The organism is Lancefieldella parvula (genome assembly GCF_963547875.1).
Taxonomy (GTDB): domain Bacteria; phylum Actinomycetota; class Coriobacteriia; order Coriobacteriales; family Atopobiaceae; genus Lancefieldella; species Lancefieldella parvula_D.
In genome coordinates, this window is record NZ_CAUUSI010000001.1 from 52,601 (window position 1) to 73,078 (window position 20,478).

A 20,478-nucleotide genomic window follows, 5' to 3' on the forward strand; every position below is an offset into this window, starting at 1 on the left:
CACAATTATTTCAAATTTTTAACTGGCAAAACTGAGGAAATCTGTACTCACCTTATAAAAATCAAGTGAACTCCCCATACATTTACAAATTACTAAATGCACAGGTTGTTCACTTGATAGACATAAACAAATTTTGAAACAGATTCAATAAATCCTGTAGTCTTAGAAACGTTTCTTGCTCAGATACATTGAGACACCAGCAAGAGAGCTTAATGTACCTGTAATTCCAACAATTAAAGAAGAGATACCAGAAATGTCAGAAGTGTCTGGAAGAACAGCCTTCTTTTTCTTTGGAGTCTTAGGCTTTTCCGGAGTCTGTGGTTGAGGCTCAGGAGTTGGCTCAGGCTGAGGTTCTGGCTGAGGTTCTGGCTGAGGTTCTGGCTGAGGTTCTGGCTGAGGTTCTGGCTGTGGCTCTGGAGCAGGTGGCTCTGGCCTACGATTTACAAACGTAACCGTAGTTGTTTCGTTAGAGCCAGTAATCTCACCAACCTGTGGATTAGGATCATCAATGGTATAGCCATCAAGGGTGGTCAACTGAGTAATGGTAGATGGTCTCTCAACAAGATAATCAGGAATAATTACAGTGCCATCAGGACCAGTTGTGAGCAGATAATTACCGTCATTATCCCTATCCAACTCACCTGTCTGTGTATAAGGGACACCAGGATTTGGTGCATCCTGAGTCATAGCACGAGGTGCACTAGTACCAGTTAAATAAGCTGGATCTGGGGTATTAAATCCACCCATAGAAGGAGGGCAAGCTGGTGATGGGATTCCAGCAGGAGGAGCATAGGAAGGAGTTGCTTTTAGAGTAGCTCCAGCAATGGGGTTTCCGTATTGGTCAACAACTCTCACGATAATGTTTCCACGTCTTATTGGTAATTTAATTGTTGCTCGAGTTGTTTCTTCAAAGAGGTAAGTATCTGAATCATAAGGGAATGTTACTGCATGAAGAGGAACCATGCCATTGATGCTACCTGGAGTGCACGCAAAGACAGAATCAATCATTACAGCATCGGAATTATAAGCGAGGTCAGTAGGATAATTTTTTGGTGTAACCGTGTAACTTCCTGTTACTGGTACGGTAACGCTTTGTCCACCTGGAACATTTGAGGCAATTCTATTTCCAAATTCATCATCAATGTCAAATTGAATATTATTAATAGTACTAGAGGTTTGGATATCTTCAGCACCAACATAAAGCTGACCCATAATATGGACATTTTCAAAGTTAATGGTCTGAGGATCGCCATCACTACCAGCAGGAGCGGAGAAAGTCACGTTTTTAGCTGTGTGATCAATAACATATCCAGCTTTAAACGTTGTCTGCTCAACCTTATAACTTCCGTTAGCAAGGCTAGTCTGGGCTCTACCGTTTTGGTTAGTAATCATAGTTGCAGCGTTGGTACCGGTAACTGTATTAGTCACTGTAATTGTTACACCATCAACAGGTTGACCATAATAGTCATCAGTAACATTAACCGTGAGCTGATTTTGACCTGCTACTGCAAGCGCAACCTTTGGAGCTCCGATAACAATTACGCAGCATAGCGCAACAAGAATTAACGCTGCTACACACTTGAACTTTTTCACTTCAAACCTTCCAAATCCATAAAGGATTACAAATATCCAAATCAAATGATAAAAGAAAATATCATTAAAATGAATATAAACTGCATTCTAAATTGCAATTTATTAAATTTTCATATCGTCAACAATAAGAATTAGCTATAAACAGCTATTCCCTATCCATTCACACACAAAATGCGAGAAGACCCCTCTACTTGAAAGATCTTCTCGCCAAAAAATCGTCAATAAGATTGATGGAATAGCCTAATTATCCATGGTGAGATGAATAGCAAAGCCAGCAATCTCGTCTTTGAAATAGACCAAAAATGTACTGCCATCTGGATTAAGCCTTCTAGATGACTCATCGATTTCAAAGCCACGACCTGTAAAGTATTTCTCGGCAGCTGGGATGTTGTTAACGTGGAAGCCAATATGACCCTTTGTGCCTCGGCCATTTTGTTTCATGACCTCTACCAGGGTCCCTGCAAAAAATGAGGGTGGCTGCTCAATAGTTGGAAGTCCCATAAGAGCGGTAAACAGGTTGGCAATCTTTTCTGCCTCGTCCGCATTGCTTGCGTTAATGCCAACGTGAGCAACATACATATCAAACTGCTCGACTGGATTAAGAGTGCTGGAATTGTTAGTTGAATCTGTCATACATCTCCCCTTTCCTAGAGCTCAAGTATATAAGGGAAGCTCTAATATGTGTGCTTGGCAATAAATATTAGTCATTACTGTAACTAAGTACTAACAAAAAAGGCCCAGTTACCTAGGCCTTTAAATTTTTATGGTGGGCGATGCTGGATTTGAACCAGCGACCCCTTCCGTGTGAAGGAAGTGCTCTACCCCTGAGCCAATCGCCCGAACGACTAGCAATAATAACAAACAATGACACTAATTTCTAGCTTTTGACTTTTTTGAAGGTGAATACGTAGACACAGCTTTATTCATCTGGACAAGAATAATTCCCAGGAAGATAAGCTGAAGAATCATTGGCGTAATTACCATAGGCTGAGATGAAAGCTGCGAGACAAAAACCCATTCAATGGTAAAGAGAATGAGCTCAATACCAGCAACAAGACGGACAATGCCGTGGGTTTTCTCAAAGTCTTTAGCCAAGCTGATGCATTTCTGAAGAATATAGCAGCAATAAACTGCCATTAAGCTGCACAGCAGAAGCACAATCATGCTTGAAGAGAAACGACCATAGCCAACTGAGAAGGCAAAGATGACAATTCCAGCAACGCCAAGCGCACCAAGCATAGAGGAAAGCGCCATCATCAACTTAGTTCCACGATCCATACAAACCCCCAACAAGTCAGTTCACAAAGAAAAACGTACACAAGAGGAGCTAGAACAAATAAAACGACGTCAACAAAATAACTTACTTGGCTTCAAGAGACTTTTTAACTTTATGAGATCCTCGGGCAATAGCGCTGGCCATTGCCAAAAGTGCAAACAGCTCAATAAACTGCAAGGTAACAGATGGTTTAAGCACCAACTGTCCAACAACAATAGCAGCTAATACAACGCATGATCCAAAAATCATGGGATAAGCAGCAACAGCTCTATTAGGTACATTAGCCTCTCTAGCTGCATAACCACCAGTTAGAAGCGAGATCATACTTGCAAGCAAAAGAAGAGCGGAATCAATTGATGGACCAGCACCAATTACAAGAACCGCAACATTAACAAGACCTAAAAGTCCGCCAATCAAAAGCGCCAGACTGAAGAGCTTCATTTTACGAGTCTCAGGAGTCATATATCCCCTATCTATCAAATATCACTTTGGCTATTGTACCCGTCTTTTATATAAATTAAGTAATCGAATCATTGAACGGTAGAGTGTTTCGGTAAAAGAAATGGCGAGAAAACCAAGGGGTTTCTCGCCACATGTGTATTTGGTGGGCCCAGAGGGATTTGAACCCCCAACCCAGGGATTATGAGTCCCCTGCGCTAACCGTTGCGCCATGAGCCCGTAAGAAAAAAGCGGCGACAGATGCCGCCGCCAGAATGCGTGGTGGAGAATAGGGGGATCGAACCCCTGACCTCATGACTGCCAGTCATGCGCTCTCCCAGCTGAGCTAATTCCCCGAACGTGGTGCGGGAAATACTATAGCAAACCAAAGCTCTGTTTTTCTCGACAATTTTGTAATTGGTTGTATATTTTAAAGCTCGCGCTCTGGAAGGATCTTCTCTGCCAACCAAGAAGCAACCTCATCAAGGGCAACCTCAAAGCGCTCACCGGTAGCACGCTCTTTGACTTCTGCGATGCCGTTTGCAACACCCTTCTTGCCCACAATGACCTGCCATGGGAAGCCAATAAGATCTGCATCTGCAAACTTAACGCCAGGACGCTCTGCGCGATCATCAACAACCGTCTCAAGACCAGCTGCAACACAGGCGTCAGCTACTGCACCTGCAGCATCCCAAATCTCTGGGTCTTTGTCAGAGAGACAAAGAACAGAAACCTCATAAGGAGCAACAGAGACTGGCCACTTGATGCCCTTCTCGTCATTGTATTGCTCAACAACAGCAGCAAGCAGCCTGGAAACACCAATGCCGTAGCAGCCCATAACCAGAGGCTTATCCTCGCCGTTTTCGTCGGTGAAAGTGGCGTTAAGGGCCGCAGAGTACTTGGTGCCAAGCTGGAAGACCTGGCCAACCTCAATACCGCGAGCAGCATGCAGAGGAAGACCACACTCAGGACAAATATCGCCCTCCTGAGAAGTGACAAGGTCTTTCCACTCGTTAATCTCAAAGTCGCGACCAAGCTCAACGTGATCAAGGTGGTAGTCTGCCTTATTGGCGCCACAGAGCCACCACTGAGTATCCTCAAGAGAGAGATCTCCAATAACGCGAATGCCCTCAGGCAGACCAACAGGTCCAATGAAGCCCTTAATGAGGCCATACTCTTCAAGCTCTTCATCGGTCATCATGTGATAGTCACCAAAGACGTGCTCAGCTTTGACCTCATTGAGCTCATGTGTGCCTGGAACAAAGCACACAACTGGCTTACCGTTTCCGTCAACAAGAGCTAGAGCCTTACGAGTTGCTGCAGGTGAAACGTGAAGGAACTCAGCTACATCATCAATGGAGCCAATACCAGGGGTGTGAATCTCACACATCTTGCCAGACTCACGCTCTTCTACGTTAATCTTTGCAGCTGCTGCCTCAGTATCTGCAGCATAGCCACAATCGCAATAGACCAGGCTTGCCTCGCCAGCCTCTGCCAGCGCCATAAACTCAACAGAGGTGTCTCCACCAATCTGACCAGAGTCTGCAACTACCTGCAGAGCCTTAAGACGCGTGCGATCACAAACGTTCTGGTAAGCAACCTTCTCCTGGTCATAGCATTCTTGCAGCGACTCTTGATTTGCCGAGAAGGAATATCCGTCTTTCATAATGAACTCACGGCCACGCATAAGACCAAAGCGTGGACGACGCTCGTCACGGAACTTATCCTGAATCTGATAGAGCGTTACAGGAAGCTGCTTATAGCTCTTGAGCTCGTTTCTTATAAGGTCTGTGAAGGTTTCCTCGTGAGTTGGGCCAAGAGCAAACTGACGATCATGACGGTCGTGCATACGCATGAGCTCATCACCATAGACATCCCAACGACCAGACTCTTCCCAGAGCTCAGCAGGGGTCATAATAGGAACAAGAATCTCCTGAGCACCAATACCGTCCATCTCATCACGAATGATGGCCTCAATCTTTAAAAGAGAGCGCCATGCAAGTGGTAGATAAGAGTAAAGACCTGCAGCGGTCTTTCTGATCATGCCAGCACGAAGGAGCAGGCGGTGACTTGCAAGTACAGCCTCAGCTGGATCTTCTTTGAGTGTTGGTGCATACAAAGAAGACATGCGCATCCAGTGCTTCAAGATAGTTTCCTTTCAATATGAAGTAATACGTATAGTTTACTTATTTTTTGCCAAAACGATTCTCTATTTCGGCGAATAGCTCATCAACAATTTTATCTTCAGGAACTTTTCTAATAGGATTGCCGTTTTCAAACAACACTGCCTGGCCTTTGCCACAGGCTACACCAAGGTCAACGCCCCTAGCCTCACCAGGACCGTTAACAACGCATCCCATGACTGCTACAGAAATTGGAGCACGAACGCCATCCAGACGTCTGGTAACTTCTTCTGCAATAGGAATCATGTCAACGCCACACCTGCCGCAGGTAGGGCAGCTCACCAGCTCCGGCTTAATACGACGCATACCAAGAGCCGCAAGAAGCTCCCATGCTACGTGGACTTCTTCTACGGGATCGGCCGTTAGAGAGAGACGCATGGTATCGCCAATACCGCTCTCAAGCAAAATGCCCACCGCAGCAGAATTCTTTACCGTTCCCTGCCTTAACGCACCGGCTTCTGTAACGCCTACATGCAGAGGAATCTGTGGAAGCTCCTTGGAAAGCGCTCGATATACCGCAAGTGTAGTGGGAACATCGTGAGCTTTTGCAGACAAGACAATGTCGTCAAAACCGCGAGAAGAAAAGTGCTCAACAAAAGACTTTGACGATGCCACGAGTTTCTCGACAAGGGTCATATCCTGTCTTGTATCAAATTCTTTAGCAAGAGAACCAGCGTTAACGCCAATTCTGATAGGAATATTCGCCTCTTTAGCTGCCTCAATAACAGCATCAACGCGCTCCATAGAGCCAATGTTACCCGGATTAATACGAAGCGCAGCAGCACCTCGCTTTGAAGCTTCAAGCGCCAGCTTATAGTCAAAGTGAATATCGGCAACAACAGGAAGTGGCGAGTATTTGCAAATCTCTTCAAAGCCATCGAGGGCCTTTGCGTCTGGAATTGCCACGCGAATAATCTCGCACCCTGCCTCGGCAAGCCCCTTGATCTGAAGGAGCGTTGCATCTGGATCATCTGTTTTAGTGGTGCACATAGACTGAACGGAAACGGGAGCGCCGCCACCAACCTGGACAGATCCAACCATGACGGGATGAGTTTTTGTGCGAGCAATCTCAGACATAAAATCAGCTACCTAAAAAGTAAATGAAGAATATCGTTTCTCAGTGCAACAACAAAGACAAACAGGAAAAACGCCAGTCCAATATAAGACAAAATGTTTTGAACCTTGATAGACAGAGGCTTTCTAATTATCACCTGAATTACCTCAATCAGAATCTTTCCACCGTCAAGAGGTGGAATAGGTAAAAGATTCATGAATCCAAGTGACATGGAAATAGCTGCTACCAGCATAATAAGAGTCGAAAAACCCTCTGCAGCAGCTTCTGATGCCATTACAGAAATTCCAACAACGGAAGACGACTGATTGAGAACTTCCATGGTCTGCGTTGGGATGAGCAGTCTGAGCGCAAACTGACCAACCTGCGCGGCATACGATACAGCTGCAGCTGATGCCTCAATAAACGAGAAGTGATAGGTGGTCATGACAGGTGTCACGCCGATGATTTTATCATCAGGGCGCAAAACCGGCTTAATGGTAGTTTCAAGCTGAATGCCATTGCGCTCATACGTGACTGGGATATCCTTGCCTCCATTGGACATTGCATCTTTGATAGCAGCAGTAAGGTCTTCCCAGGTATGTACCTCTACCTTGTTAAAGGTAAGAATAGTGTCTCCGGCAGTAAGGCCTGAAATAGCAGCAAGAGAGCCAGATTCAACGGATCCAAGCTGAGCCTTATTTTGAGCAGCAGGAATACCAACAAACATCAAAGAGCCAACAACCAGCACAAAGGCCAGCGCAATGTTGACCAAAGGTCCACCCAAGATCATGAGCAAACGTTTGGGAACATTTACACCAACATACGTATGGGCCTTTTCTTGAGCAAAGAAATCATCAGCGGACATCTGTGGAACACGAGGCTCCCCTGCTGCTGTAGAGCCTTCAAGATCAAAGTTGTGACCGCGATCATACTCACAGCGAAGTTCAGCATCTCTCGCAAGCGTCTGAAACGTGGCGTGCGCTAGCTCATCTGACTCTTTGACAAGCTCAATGGAGCCCCAATCTGCAAGGGTGTACAGCAGATTGTAGGCGCGCTCATCCTCACAGTTAAGTTTTGCTGCAAGAGAACCAACCTCAAGTGAGCCCGCCTCTTGAACGCTCATCAGAGCTTGTGGAAGCAGCTCATCAAGCTCGCCTTCCATACCGCAGATGCGCGTATAGCCGCCAAAAAGAAGTGGCGTTACACCAACCTCAGTACCGTATTTTTTGCTCTTATGAGAAAGCTTGTACTTGAACGGCATGCCCAAGAAGAACTCAGTAACACGGACGCCACACAGGCGAGCCATACCGTAATGACCAGCCTCGTGAACAAATACAAGGAGCGAGAGGACCAAGAGTCCCCAAAAAATTGGTGAAAGAATAGCTATCAAATTCACAAAATTCCTATCCCACAAAAGAACGGGCTAAAGCTCGTGCCTCTGCGTCTACAAGCGTCAATTGTTGAAGGTCTTCTACCCTTTGAACTTCAGAGGCATTCATAGTCTCAGCAACAATGCGCTCAATATCAAGAAATGAACATCTTCCTCGTCTAAATGCATGGTTAGCAACTTCATTAGCTGCATTCATAATGCAAGGAAGCGTTCCTCCAACAGTTCCTGCATGACGAGCAAGAGCTAGGCATCCAAAGGTCTTCTCGTCAGCATAATCGCCTGTGAGAGGAGTGGTTTCTTGCCACTTAACCGGCTTTGCAATTGCAGGCCAACGATGTGGATAGCTCAGCGCAAACTGGATAGGCAGCCTCATATCAGAGGCTCCGAGCTGCGCTTTAACAGAGCCGTCAACAAACTCAACCATAGAGTGAATGCGACTCTGACGATGTACCAGCACCTCTAGCTTGTCCATTGGAGTATCAAAGAGATGGTGAGCTTCAATGAGCTCAAGGCCCTTGTTCATGAGCGTGGCACAGTCGATGGTAATCTTGGCACCCATCTTCCAGGTTGGATGCGCCAAAGCGTCGTCGGCCGAGACGTGCTTAAGCTGCTCACGAGAATATCCGAAGAACGGACCGCCAGAACAGGTAAGCCAAATCCTCTGGATGTCAGCGGGATTCTCGCCAATAAGGCACTGGAAGATGGCACTGTGCTCGGAGTCAACAGGAATGAGCTGGCCAGGCTTAACCAGCGGCATCAGAAGGTCTCCACCAACAACAATGGACTCCTTGTTGGCGTATGCCAGCACCTTGCCAGCCTTTACAGCGGCAAGACCAGCGTAAATGCCAGCCTCTCCCACCACTGCGTTGACCACGCAGTCAACCTCATCCAGCACAGCGAGCGCCTGAACAGCCTCAGGACCAAAGCTTGCCTTGCAGTCTTGAGGCAGTGCGTCGAGAAGAACGTTGCCCTTGACACTTGCATCGGCAAAAGCAACATATTTGCAGTTGAACTCATTTGCTGCCTTCACGGCAAACTCAGCCGACGACCTCACCGCAAGGGCTGCAACCTCCACCTTTTGCGGGAAATGACGGCATACATCAAGCGTCTGCATACCCACAGAACCCGAAGCTCCAAGGACAGCAACACGCAGAGGCTCATGCCTTACAGCACGAGGCGCGGTATCTTCAAAAATGCTCAAAACCTATACTCCAAACGGCAGCGCAATAGGTAGCTTGACCTGGCTAAAGAGCACGGCAAGCTGGAAGAGAAGAAACGCCGCCATAGTTCCAAAAATCATCGAATCGGTTCTATCAAGTAGGCCACCATGACCAGGCATAATTGAACCAGAATCCTTGAGGCCCACTCCTCGCTTAATGCGAGACTCAAAGAGGTCTCCAACAACAGAGAAGATGCCTTCTGTTACACCAAAGAGCAGCGCAAACAGTGGATTCATATTAATTGCACCAAAAACTGCCATCAAGAACCACACAAGCATTGAACCTAAAAGACCACCGTAGAAGCCCTCCCAACTCTTATTTGGAGAAATCCTCGGCGCCAGTTTATGCTTGCCAAATTTAGATCCAAACAAATACGCAAATGAATCGTTAGCCCACACAGAGAGCATGACAGCAAGCGTAATCCAAGGAATAGAAAAGCTGGGCTCTGTGGACCTCAGAAGCACTACCGTTGAAAGTGAAAGCGAGGTATACAGTGGTCCAAAAGCTGTAACTGCCACGTCTGCAAGGTTAGCTCGTGGTGTAAAAACATACCAAAGTCCGCAAAGGATAATCAAAAGCAGGGAGAATGCCAGCGGAAAGACATGACCAAAATACGCAATTATGGGGAAAATAAGCGAGAAAACAAGGCCAAGAGGCTCGTTTGGCATACGTCCGCCCATGCGACAGATGTGGAAAAACTCAGAGCAGCACAGCCATCCCATACCAGCAATCAAAACAATGGTGGCTTCTTTGCCCACAAACAGAGCAGCAAGCACAATAGCTGCATAGACTACGCCAGACAGAGTTCTGGTCAAAAGCTTTTCGGTAACGCCACGGACTCGCTGGCCCATAAGGTTACCAGCAGATCGTTGCAGCTCTTTAAGTGAGCGACGAATCTCCAGCTTTTCTATCTGTCTATCAATTCCAACACTACCTGTTTCTTCAGGATTTAGCTGAGAGTCAGTATCAATCCTGGAAGTAGGCTTTTTGGAATCGCGCGTATTGTCCACCACTATTTCACTCCTCCGAATCGCCTCTCGCGACTCTGATAGTCCTTAATGGCGCGCAAAAAATCCCACTTAGAGAAGTCAGGCCAGTAAGTTTGCGTAACATACAGCTCCGAGTAAGCCAGCTGCCACAACAAATAGTTAGAAAGCCTCAGCTCTCCTGACGTGCGAATCAAAAGGTCTGGATCAGAAAGTCCTGCTGTATAGAGGTTCTTCTCAAGGTCTGCTGGAGTCACCGAATCAGCAGACACACTACCCTCAGCAATTTGGTTGGCGAGAAGAACAGCTGCTCTGGTTAGCTCCGCGCGGGAGCCATAATTGACCGCAAGCGCAAACGTCATACCAGTATTTTGTGCGGTCTCATCAACTCCGCGCTGGAAGGTCTTGCGGGTCTTCTCTGGCAAAGCCTCAAGGTCACCAAAGAAACGCAGCTTAACGTTTTCTTGGTGGAACAGTGGGAGCTCTTTAAGAAGCGTCTCTGCAAACAGACGCATGAGCAAGTCAACCTCACGCTGAGGACGTTTCCAGTTTTCTGTGGAGAACGCGTAAACTGACAAAACATCCAATCCAAGGCGCACACTTGTAGTAACAGCCTCACGCAAAGAAAGAACACCGGCCTTATGACCTTCGGTTCTGTCAAGTCCACGAGCCGTAGCCCATCTACCGTTTCCATCCATAATGATGGAAACGTGAGACGGAATAGTTTCTAAATTGATATCAGCAAGACTGATATCTTCTGGTGCGTCAGAGAAATACTGGACGAGCTTGTCTGTATCAAACTGCACTTAAATCTCCATGATTTCTGAAGTCTTGGTCTTAAGAAGAGACTCAATCTGTGCAATATAGGTATCGGTCAACTTCTGAATACCGTTCTTCTCGCGCTTCTGATCGTCCTCAGACAGCTCCTCATCGCGCTCAATCTTGCCATTAACGTCACGACGGACGTTACGTACAGCTACGCGAGCCTCCTCAGCAATCTGAGAGCACTCTTTAGCAAGCTCACGACGGCGCTCCTCGGTTGGCATTGGGAAAGGAAGTCTGATTGCGGAGCCATCATTAGATGGAGTAATACCAAGGTCAGAAGTCTCAATGGCCTTCTCGATGCTCTTTAGAGCAGTCTTATCCCATGGCTCAACAAGCAGCATAGATGCCTCAGGAACCTTGATAGCTGCAAGCTGAGAAATTGGGGTTGGCTGACCATAGTAGTCTACCTTGATGTGATCAAGCGCATGTGGATTTGCACGACCAGTACGAACACGACCAAAGTTATTCTTAAGTGCCTCGATGCACTTCTCCATAGACTGCTTAGCTTTATCAGAATGAACGCTCATTAGTCCTCCTCAACGACAGTAGTACCGACTTCTTCTCCGGAAATTGCTTTCATGAAAACGCCTTCAGACTGCATGTCAAATACAAGAATTGGCATCTTATTATCTTTGCACAGCGCAATTGCTGCAGCGTCCATAACCTTAAGTTCTTTGGCGAGAACATCTTTGTAGGTGACAGTGTCAAACTTAACTGCATCTGCGTGGGTAACAGGATCGCAGTCGTAAATACCATCTACCTTTGTGGCCTTCATCAGAGCCTCTGCGCCAATCTCGCAAGCGCGAAGAGCTGCAGCAGTATCAGTGGTGAAGTAAGGGTTACCGGTACCTGCAGCAAAGATGACAATACGGCCCTTCTCAAGGTGCCTAATAGCACGACGGCGAATATAAGGCTCTGCAACCTGAGCCATGGAAATTGCACTCATAACACGGCAATCCATGCCATTGCGCTCAAAACAATCTTGGAGTGAGAGAGCGTTGATTACTGTTGCAAGCATGCCCATGTTATCGCCTTGAGCACGATCCATGCCAGCAGCTGCCTGAGAAACGCCTCTAAAGATGTTTCCGCCGCCAACAACAATGGCAACCTGAACGCCAGACTCCCAGACAGGCTTAATTTCTTTAGCAAGCATTTCTGGAATTGAAGGGTCAATGCCAAAGGATTGCTCACCCATCAATGCTTCACCAGAAAGCTTTAAAAGTACTCTTTTGTATTTAGCTGAAGACAAAGCTTCCTCGCTCTCTCCGTTTGCCATAGTTGTAATAATTTTAACAAACGACACCGTAAGTTTTGCAGGAATCGCGGTAAAAAAAGAGCCGGATGAAGACAACCGGCTCAAAATAATTGAAGTAAAAAGTCTTACTCTTCACCAAAAGCAAAACGTACGAAGCTGACAATCTTAACCTCGTCGTCAACCTTTTTGGAGAGCAGCTTTGCGTACTCAGAAATGGTCATATCTGGGTCCTTAACAAATGCCTGCTCAGTAAGGACATACTCCTTGTAGTACTTCTCGAGACGACCATAAGCCATCTTCTCCTGAATAGCCTCAGGCTTGCCGGACTCAGCAGCCTGTGCCTTGTAAATGGAGAGCTCGTGATCAACGATGTCCTGTGGAACATCCTCACGGCGAGCAGCAACTGGAGCAGCTGCAGCTACCTGCATTGCAACGTCGTGTGCAAAGTTCTTGAAGTCCTGAGACTCAGCAGTCTCTGGCTTGTTGAACTCAAAGGTAACAATGTCAGCAAGCTTGCCACCAAGGTGGATATAGCTAGCAAGAGCGCCGTTTGCAGCCTCAACACGCTGGAAACGAAGAACACGCATGTTCTCGCCGATGTTGTGAATCTTATCGGTGATTGCCTCGTCGACGGTCTCGTCGCCAAGCTTAGCAGCCTTGAGTTCCTCAACGTCAGCTGGGTTGCTCTCAACGACAACTGCAGCAAGATCGCCAGCAAAGCCGGTGAACTGTGGGTTAGTACCAACAAAGTCGGTCTCGCAGGAGAGCTCGAGAATTGCGCCAGTCTTGCCGTCTGGGCTGATGAAAGTAGCAATGGTGCCCTCGTTGGTGTCACGGCCAGCACGCTTAACTGCCTTAGCAACGCCCATAGTACGAAGGATGTCTACTGCCTTTTCAATATCGCCCTCAGCCTCGACGAGTGCCTTCTTGCACTCCATCATAGGAGAGCTGGTCATATCACGAAGCTGCTTAACAAGTGCTGCGGTAATCTCTGCCATGTTTTCCTCCCAAAAATCTACTGAATAATTAAATTATTTGACCCGTTGCTAAGAGTTACTCAGCAGCTGGGGTCTCGGACTCAGCGCCCATCTCTTCAGCAGAAATCTGCTCCTTGCCGCTACCTGCAAGAATTGCGTCTGCAGCAAGCTGGCACATAAGAGAAATGGAACGAATAGCATCGTCATTTGCAGGAATGCCGTAATCAACAACATCTGGATCAGAGTTGGTGTCAAGCAGAGAGACTACTGGAATGTGAAGACGGTTTGCCTCACGAATTGCGTTCTCCTCACGCTTGGAGTCAACAACGAAGAGAGCCTGTGGAAGAGAAGTCATATCACGGACGCCACCGAGGTTAAGCTGAAGCTTCAGAAGCTCCTTGTTCTTAAGAGCCTGCTCCTTCTTAGGAAGAGCTGCCATACGGCCGTCCTCTACCATTGCCTCAAGCTCCTCAAGGCGCTTAATGCGGGAACGCATGGTGACAAAGTTGGTAAGCATACCGCCAAGCCAACGCTGGTTGATGTAAGGCATGTTTGCACGAGCTGCCTCAGTAGCGATTGGCTCCTGAGCCTGCTTCTTGGTGCCGACGAAGAGAACGCGGCCACCCTTAGATGCAACATTCTTCAGGAAAGTGTAAGCAGCGTCTGCGCCAAGCATGGTCTGCTTAAGGTCAAGAATGTAAATGCCGTTGCGCTCACCAAAGATGTATGGCTTCATCTTAGGGTTCCAACGACGAGTCTGGTGACCATAGTGGCAACCAGCATCCAGAAGAGTCTGAATAGTAATCTTTGCAGCCATTTTTTACCTCCATTGGTTGTTCCTCCGTACGAGTTCAAACCTTGTTAAAACCACCCAACACCTGGCTTAGCGTTAGGCACCACGGCAAACAAGTAGTCGTACGTGCGATTTTGTGCTGTTTGGTAACAGCATGTTGTGCTTCTACACAACTTTTGAAAGTATAACAGGAAAACAAGGGCTGCGTCTATAAAGAATTTAGACCATAACCTCTACAAATACTGCACAAATACATCCAGCTTCCAAGTGCAAGATCTTCCGTAACAAAGCACGGTTTATTTTGATCTTGGATGAGCTGCCTTTGCCGCTTCTTTAAGCCTATCAACTGACAAATGCGTATACACCTGCGTAGTTGAGAGTGACTCATGACCTAAAAGTTCCTGGACAATACGCAAGTCTGCTCCACCACCAAGAAGCTCCGTAGCGTACGTATGCCTCATTGCGTGTGGAGAAAGTGAGCTGTCAAGTCCTGCAGCCACTAAATACGACGAGAAAACCTTGCGCAAAGAATCAGCGCTCATGTCATTTCCTCTGACAGAAATAAAGAGAGCTGAGTGTGCACGCCCTGTTTTGTCTTTTAACAAGAGCGTAGGACGAGAAGACCTAAGGTACTTCTTAAGCCACTCAACTGCGGACTCATATAACGGAACAATTCTCTCTTTAGAGCCTTTACCAAAGAGGCGTACTGTTCCATTTTGCAAATCAACCTGCTCACGCTTGAGCGTTGCTACCTCAGAAATACGGGCACCTGTTGCATACAAAAACTCAAGAAATGCTCTATCTCTCAGACCTACTGCTGTTGAGGTATCACATGATTCCAAAAGCCTATTTACATCAGAGTCAGTCATGGTATGTGGAAGATTACGTGGCGCTCGAGGATTACTAAGTGCAAGAGCGGGATCAGTTGCAATCAGTTTTTCTCGCTGCATCCACTTGTAAAAACCACGTAATGCAGACAGGTGTCTGTTAAGCGTTTTAGCTGAATATTGAGCTTGTTTGAGGTAAGCCAAATACAAACGAAGGTTTCTGTGATCAACCTTAGTAACCTCAACGCCTTCCCTGCTGCACCACTGCTCAAATGCTAAAAGATCAGTTTGATATGACCTCAGAGTATTCTCGGAAAGATTCCTGACCTTACTTAGATACTCAATAAATTGTTCAACGAGACTTCCTCGCACTTTAGAAATGCCCACATTAATCACGCTTTACGCAATCAAAGAGTTCATGGCAAGAGGCAAGATACTCATCAAAATCTTTATGAGCGCGCTCCGCCATCTTCTGACGGCGATCGTCTTTTCTTTTGACATGCTCATCCAATGGCTCAAAAATTCCAAAATTAACATGCATAGGCTGGTAATCTTTGGTATTTGGATTTGTTGCATATCCCACAAGAGAGCCAAACGAGGTTGTTAAAGGAAGCCTGACTTCCTCTTTGCCTAACAGACGAGCATACATGTTGAGCGCTGCAAGCAAACCTGAAGCAATCGCCTCAACATAGCCTTCTGTACCTGTAATTTGACCTGCGAGAATAGTAGAAGTGCCAGGAATTCCAAATGATCTATCAAGCGCATGAGGGGAATCAACAAAAGAGTTTCTATGCATGACGCCGTAGCGAACAAACTCAGCATTCTCCAAGCCTGGGATGAGCGTAAATACGCGTTTTTGCTCTCCCCAGGTAAGGTTTGTCTGAAAACCTACCAGGTTAAATGCTGTTTTAGCTGTATTTTCTGCACGAAGCTGAACTGCCGCCCAGGGACGTTTACCTGTTCTAGGATCAATAAGTCCAACAGGTTTTAGCGCTCCAAACCTAATGGAATCATGTCCTGTTCTTGCCACTTCCTCAATAGGCTGACAAGCTTGGAATAAATCAGACTGCTCAAAATCATGTCCAATAACACGTTTAGCAGCCAGCAACTCCTCTACAAATGTGTCGTATTCCTCTTTATTCATAGGGCAATTAAGGTAATCGCCAATTCCCAAATCCTCATAACGAGATTGGGAGAATGCAATTGAGCGATCGATTGACTCTTCAGACACAATTGGTGCCGCAGCATCAAAAAACGACATTCTGTCAGTTCCCACACGCTTAGAAATGGCTTGATATAAGCTATCAGAGCACAGAGGACCTGCAGCGATAACTGTTGGCTCATCAGTAAGCTCTGTAACCTCTGCATGAGTCACAAAGATGTTGGGGTGATTTTTAATCTGCTCAGTTACAGCTTTTGAAAACTCTTCCCTATTTACCGCAAGTGCGCCACCTGCAGGAACAGAGTTTTCTTCTGCTATACGAAGCAGAAAACTATCCATCTTCTTAAGCTCAGACTTTAAAATTCCAGCTGCAGAGTCTTCTTTAGTAGATTTCAAAGAGTTGGAACATACCAGTTCAGCAAACATGTCTGTGTGATGTGCTGGAGAAGACACAACAGGACGCTGCTCAATGAGCTCTACATAAATACCACGAGAAGCAAGCTGTAAGGCACATTCACTTCCAGCTAAACCTGCGCCTACTACCGTAACTTTTTGCGTCATTTTTCACCTATCACACACTACGAGTCCAAATAAAAGTCTTTAGAAGGAGTATACCTTCCATCCGGTAATCTTTTTACCATTCCACGAGCTTCATAATCAGTCAGGGAATTAAGCACAGTAAGAACGTTTTCTGATAGCCTCCATGCAAGTTCTTCGGGTCTTGAAGGAGAAGCAATAAGTGCAGATAAAAGTGGTGTTAAATTCTTATCATGCTTCATTTGTTCCTGAACTAGGCAATCAAAATCTAAAGATATTGCAAGGCCCAACGAAGTCTCGTCAGGAATGATTTGGGCACCTTCAGCAATTAGTCTATTAGTGCCAGCAGAAGCTGGAGAAAAGATAGACCCAGGTATTGCATAAATAGTTTTACCAAGTGAGTTAGCAAATTCGGCAGTGCTCATGGTGCCCGAGCAAAGTCCTGCCTCCGTTACCAAAAGCACTTTTCCTAATGCTGCAATTACTGCATTTCTCCTGGGAAACGCAAAGCGTCTAGGTGGTGTTCCCCACCTATCTAAAGATATAACCGCTCCCCTTCCTTCTCGTGCCGCTTCAAAAAGATCTAGTGATGTGGTTGGATACGTCACATCAGCGCCACAACCTGCTACGACAACGGTTTTTCCGCCAGCACTAAGCGAAGCCATGCCCGCCGTATAGTCGCAGCCAAGCGCTCCCCCAGATACCACCACAATATTGTTATCGGCGGCACTTCTACCAGCCATTTCTGCAATTGCCATTCCATATGGAGTGGCTCTACGGGCCCCAATTATCGACATACAAGGTGCTTGCAAAACACTTCTATCTCCCATTCCGTATATCACTTCGGGCGGATGATTGAGCAGTAGCAACTCTTTTGGATAATCCTCATCTTCTGATGAAATCTCCCATCTCTCCATTGCTACTCCAAAGAACGAGACCTATAAGCCACAGCCTCAGATACGTCGTCTTTTGTCACTTTTTCATGGTGAGCAATATCTGCGATTGTCCGTGCAACTCTGCAAGTACGCGTTATTGCTCTACCTCCTAAATGAAGTCCTCGAGCAAATCTATGCAATAGTTGCAACGCTGCTTCATCAAAACTCTCCACGTACTTTTGGCGAGAAGTACTTTCCACTTCACGGGTTTCTCGCCAAGAGGCAAAATCTCTACCAGAGATAACAAGAGAACGCATACCTGCCGAAGTAAGTCCTAGCTCTCCTAAAATAACTCGATCAGAAGAAGGACGAGCTACATCACACACAATATCTATTCGATCCATCAAAGGACCTCCAATTTTTGACTGATAGGTAGAAATCTTTCCTGGAGAGCACTTACAAGTATGTGTTTTGTCTCCAAAGTAACCACAGGGGCAAGGATTAGCTGCAGCAATAAGCTGGAACTGAGAAGGAAACTTATAGATGCCATCAACTCTCGCAAGACGAACGTATCCATCTTCAATAGGCTGACGTAATACTTGCAACGTATTAGAAGCAAACTCAGGCAACTCATCTAGAAAGAGCACACCTTTATGAGCAAGGGAAATCTCACCTGGAATAACAGGTCTACCTCCACCAATCATGCCTGCTACAGAAGCCGAGTGATGTGGAGATCTAAAGGGCCTTACTCCTGCCTGAATAGAATCTGTCTCACAGCCTGCTACAGAATGAATTAACAGCACCTCATCTCGTTCTTCTTTAGAGAGCTCTGGGAGGATAGTTGGAATTCTTTTAGCAAGCATAGTTTTGCCTGCGCCAGGCGGACCAATCATGAGCATGCCTAGGTTTCCCGTAGCTGCAATTATGATTGCTCGTTTTACTAATTCTTGATCAATAACCTCTTCAAAATCTAAGTTATCGCTCAGAGCTGTATTGTCTACCTTGTGCTGGCGCTGAGCTAAAGGCTTGCAAAATGACGGATCCTTTAAGCTCAGATTAAGCAGCGATTGAATTCCAATAACATGATTCCAGTCAGAGCCAAACAAATTGCAGTCCGAAGAAGAAATAAGCTTCATCCCTAGTTTCTTAGCAAGCATTGCATACGCTGCCATACCTCTGACAGAAGAGATCTTTCCGTTTAATGAAAGCTCTCCAACAAACAACCTGTTGTGTACAATCTCTTGAGGGATCTGTCCAGTAGCTGCAAGAATGGCAACGGCTATAGGCAAATCAAATCCAGTGCCAGTCTTCTTTATATCTGCAGGTGTCAAATTGATTGTTACCAGCAATCGAGGAATGGTAAATCCGGCAGCTTTTAGTGAGCATCGCACACGAGAGCGAGATTCCATAATGGAGCTGTCGGGCATGCCTACGATAGTAATTCCAGGTATGCCACCTGAAATGCCCACTTCAACATCTACAGGAATTGCCTCAATCCCTCTTAGAGTTGCTGTATGAACGCAAATGGTTGCTTGGCTCATTGCTCATCCCAGCTAAAAGCCCCAATTAAATGCCTCAAGCTTGCCGTACTTGGAGCTACCAAATTGATGGCAACAACATCAAATCTAATTGAGGTGAGCGCTGGATGAAGTGCTGCATACATAAGCGCAAGCGTCCTGTATTTTTCCTGCTTTGCTTTATTTACCGCAAGTTCAGGCATGATGCTATCGTCTTTGTTCAAGATACGTCTTGTCTTTACCTCAACAAGCACAACGTTATCGCCATCTTGAGCAACAATATCAACCTCACCAATCTGACACGTCCAGTTAGTTTGGATAATTTTGTATCCTCTTTTGATGAGGTATTTTGCAGCGATCTCTTCGCCTTTCTCGCCAATTTGACGAGAAGACATCTCTTCTAGCGGAATTCTGCTCTCTTGTTCGTCATCCTCTTGAGGGCTCTTATCCTGAGTCTTTGGATCTTCCTGTGGTACAGGCTTCTCCTCCACCTCGTTAGCTGTTGCGCCTTCATGCTTACTTGCTTCTTTCTTGCTCATAACTCTCCTTTCGTTGTGGGAGAGTTCAGTTTGCAGGAGCACTTTGACACTAACTTGGCCACTGTCTGTCCAAGCAGCGTAATGATTCTGTCGGAACTAAAAAATTTGATGTAATTAATTTGCGCCTCTAGAAAAAGCCCGTTCAATCCTCTTGGAATGAACGGGCTTGAATTTATATCTGAATGTTAATCTGATTGCTCAAATTGGCTGTATTAAAACAGTCTTTGCGTCTTAACAAAGTTTCCACAAAACGAAGCTCTATGTATGGGAGAAAGTCCCCTCTCACCAATAGCTTCAATGTGTTCAGCAGAAGCATATCCTTTGCATTCTGCCAGGTGATAGCCGGGGTACTCCTCATCGTAGGCCACCATTAAAGCATCTCGTGTTACCTTTGCCACAATTGAGGCTGCAGCAATAGATGCAATGCGTGCGTCACCCTTAACAAGAGTCTTCTCTTTAGGATGGATGTGCATGGGATTTCCATCAATCAAGACGCAGTCAGGCTCAATACCTGTGTTTTTAACAGCTTGTAGCATAGCGTCTCTTAGACACTGTGCCATACCAACTTCATCAATTCTATGAGGCGCAATGTGAGCAATGCCAATTGCTGTAGCAATTTCTTGAATCTGTGCCGCTAGAATCTCTCGCTTTGTGGCGGTTAATTTTTTAGAGTCGTTTAGTCCATAGATGATCGGGTCTTCAGGTAAACACACCGCACAAACCGTTAAAGGACCAGCTACAGAACCTCTGCCCACCTCATCAACACCAACAACAAGTCCGCCCCCAGAAAGCTCCTTCTGAAAGCGATACATTTCTTCTACACGGGCCTTCTCGACGTGTTCTTTTTCAATACGCTTTTTAGCTGATTCCAACGCTTTGATAACTTGTTTACGAGGATCTTCGCTATAACGAGCTATAAGTTCGTATACCTCAGACTCTGGAGCGTCGCTTAAACGAGCAATTATGTCTTTAGCAGAATCAGCCATGTTTTCTCCAAACCACATGACTATGGTACTAAAAAAGCCGCCCGA

20 protein-coding genes and 3 tRNA genes are annotated in these 20,478 nt (G+C 46.2%); all 23 read right to left on the reverse strand.

Going from position 1 to position 20,478, the window contains the following annotated elements:
* Positions 1 to 162 precede the first annotated feature (162 nt).
* A complete protein-coding gene (locus RWJ96_RS00270; RefSeq protein ID WP_314018291.1) occupies positions 163 to 1,593 on the reverse strand; it encodes a SpaA isopeptide-forming pilin-related protein in 1,431 nt (476 codons plus the stop codon).
* A 240-nt stretch (positions 1,594 to 1,833) separates the two neighbouring features.
* A complete protein-coding gene (locus RWJ96_RS00275) occupies positions 1,834 to 2,226 on the reverse strand; it encodes a VOC family protein (protein WP_314018292.1) in 393 nt (130 codons plus the stop codon).
* A 131-nt stretch (positions 2,227 to 2,357) separates the two neighbouring features.
* Positions 2,358 to 2,432 (reverse strand) — tRNA-Val (locus tag RWJ96_RS00280).
* A 31-nt stretch (positions 2,433 to 2,463) separates the two neighbouring features.
* The gene (locus tag RWJ96_RS00285; RefSeq protein ID WP_035427503.1) at positions 2,464 to 2,871 is read right to left on the reverse strand and encodes a hypothetical protein; all 408 of its coding nucleotides are present in this window, start codon (positions 2,869 to 2,871) and stop codon (positions 2,464 to 2,466) included.
* 82 nt (positions 2,872 to 2,953) lie between these two features.
* Complete coding sequence (locus tag RWJ96_RS00290) at positions 2,954 to 3,331, reverse strand: hypothetical protein (RefSeq protein ID WP_035427501.1); 378 nt, start codon at positions 3,329 to 3,331, stop codon at positions 2,954 to 2,956.
* Positions 3,332 to 3,471: 140 nt separating this feature from the next.
* Positions 3,472 to 3,547 (reverse strand) — tRNA-Ile (locus RWJ96_RS00295).
* 40 nt (positions 3,548 to 3,587) lie between these two features.
* A tRNA-Ala gene (locus RWJ96_RS00300) sits at positions 3,588 to 3,663 on the reverse strand.
* Between the two features lie 74 nt (positions 3,664 to 3,737).
* On the reverse strand, positions 3,738 to 5,453 hold the full coding sequence (locus RWJ96_RS00305; RefSeq protein ID WP_396427204.1) for a proline--tRNA ligase: 1,716 nt from the start codon (positions 5,451 to 5,453) through the stop codon (positions 3,738 to 3,740).
* 40 nt (positions 5,454 to 5,493) lie between these two features.
* Complete coding sequence (gene ispG, locus RWJ96_RS00310) at positions 5,494 to 6,567, reverse strand: flavodoxin-dependent (E)-4-hydroxy-3-methylbut-2-enyl-diphosphate synthase (protein ID WP_314018293.1); 1,074 nt, start codon at positions 6,565 to 6,567, stop codon at positions 5,494 to 5,496.
* A gap of 8 nt (positions 6,568 to 6,575) precedes the next feature.
* A complete protein-coding gene (locus tag RWJ96_RS00315; RefSeq protein ID WP_314018294.1) occupies positions 6,576 to 7,940 on the reverse strand; it encodes a site-2 protease family protein in 1,365 nt (454 codons plus the stop codon).
* A 7-nt stretch (positions 7,941 to 7,947) separates the two neighbouring features.
* Positions 7,948 to 9,135 carry a 1-deoxy-D-xylulose-5-phosphate reductoisomerase gene (dxr, locus tag RWJ96_RS00320; RefSeq protein WP_314018295.1) on the reverse strand — a complete coding sequence of 396 codons (1,188 nt, stop codon included), beginning with the start codon at positions 9,133 to 9,135 and terminating at the stop codon, positions 7,948 to 7,950.
* A gap of 3 nt (positions 9,136 to 9,138) precedes the next feature.
* Complete coding sequence (locus RWJ96_RS00325) at positions 9,139 to 10,167, reverse strand: phosphatidate cytidylyltransferase (protein ID WP_314018296.1); 1,029 nt, start codon at positions 10,165 to 10,167, stop codon at positions 9,139 to 9,141.
* Complete coding sequence (locus tag RWJ96_RS00330; protein WP_314018297.1) at positions 10,167 to 10,946, reverse strand: isoprenyl transferase; 780 nt, start codon at positions 10,944 to 10,946, stop codon at positions 10,167 to 10,169. Before RWJ96_RS00330 ends, RWJ96_RS00325 begins: the two co-directional genes overlap by 1 nt.
* On the reverse strand, positions 10,947 to 11,492 hold the full coding sequence (frr, locus tag RWJ96_RS00335) for a ribosome recycling factor (protein WP_035427490.1): 546 nt from the start codon (positions 11,490 to 11,492) through the stop codon (positions 10,947 to 10,949).
* Positions 11,492 to 12,214 (reverse strand): UMP kinase, encoded by a 723-nt coding sequence (gene pyrH / locus RWJ96_RS00340; protein WP_035427712.1) that lies wholly within the window; start codon positions 12,212 to 12,214, stop codon positions 11,492 to 11,494. The genes frr and pyrH overlap by 1 nt, the downstream gene beginning before the upstream one ends.
* 131 nt (positions 12,215 to 12,345) lie before the next feature.
* Positions 12,346 to 13,218 carry a translation elongation factor Ts gene (gene tsf, locus RWJ96_RS00345; protein ID WP_313995184.1) on the reverse strand — a complete coding sequence of 291 codons (873 nt, stop codon included), beginning with the start codon at positions 13,216 to 13,218 and terminating at the stop codon, positions 12,346 to 12,348.
* Between the two features lie 55 nt (positions 13,219 to 13,273).
* A complete protein-coding gene (gene rpsB, locus RWJ96_RS00350) occupies positions 13,274 to 14,014 on the reverse strand; it encodes a 30S ribosomal protein S2 (RefSeq protein WP_314018298.1) in 741 nt (246 codons plus the stop codon).
* A 272-nt stretch (positions 14,015 to 14,286) separates the two neighbouring features.
* Positions 14,287 to 15,204, reverse strand: a complete 918-nt coding sequence (gene xerA, locus RWJ96_RS00355; protein ID WP_314018299.1) for a site-specific tyrosine recombinase/integron integrase — start codon at positions 15,202 to 15,204, stop codon at positions 14,287 to 14,289.
* A gap of 1 nt (position 15,205) precedes the next feature.
* Complete coding sequence (trmFO, locus tag RWJ96_RS00360) at positions 15,206 to 16,540, reverse strand: methylenetetrahydrofolate--tRNA-(uracil(54)-C(5))-methyltransferase (FADH(2)-oxidizing) TrmFO (RefSeq protein ID WP_314018300.1); 1,335 nt, start codon at positions 16,538 to 16,540, stop codon at positions 15,206 to 15,208.
* Between the two features lie 17 nt (positions 16,541 to 16,557).
* Positions 16,558 to 17,433 (reverse strand): DNA-processing protein DprA, encoded by an 876-nt coding sequence (locus RWJ96_RS00365; protein ID WP_314018301.1) that lies wholly within the window; start codon positions 17,431 to 17,433, stop codon positions 16,558 to 16,560.
* A gap of 2 nt (positions 17,434 to 17,435) precedes the next feature.
* Positions 17,436 to 18,932, reverse strand: coding sequence for a YifB family Mg chelatase-like AAA ATPase (locus tag RWJ96_RS00370; protein WP_314018302.1), 1,497 nt, complete (start codon positions 18,930 to 18,932; stop codon positions 17,436 to 17,438).
* Positions 18,929 to 19,447: a YraN family protein gene (locus tag RWJ96_RS00375; protein WP_314018303.1), complete on the reverse strand. Its 519-nt coding sequence runs from the start codon at positions 19,445 to 19,447 to the stop codon at positions 18,929 to 18,931. Before RWJ96_RS00375 ends, RWJ96_RS00370 begins: the two co-directional genes overlap by 4 nt.
* A 212-nt stretch (positions 19,448 to 19,659) precedes the next feature.
* Positions 19,660 to 20,433 carry a ribonuclease HII gene (locus tag RWJ96_RS00380; protein WP_314018304.1) on the reverse strand — a complete coding sequence of 258 codons (774 nt, stop codon included), beginning with the start codon at positions 20,431 to 20,433 and terminating at the stop codon, positions 19,660 to 19,662.
* Between the last annotated feature and the right edge of the window lie 45 nt (positions 20,434 to 20,478).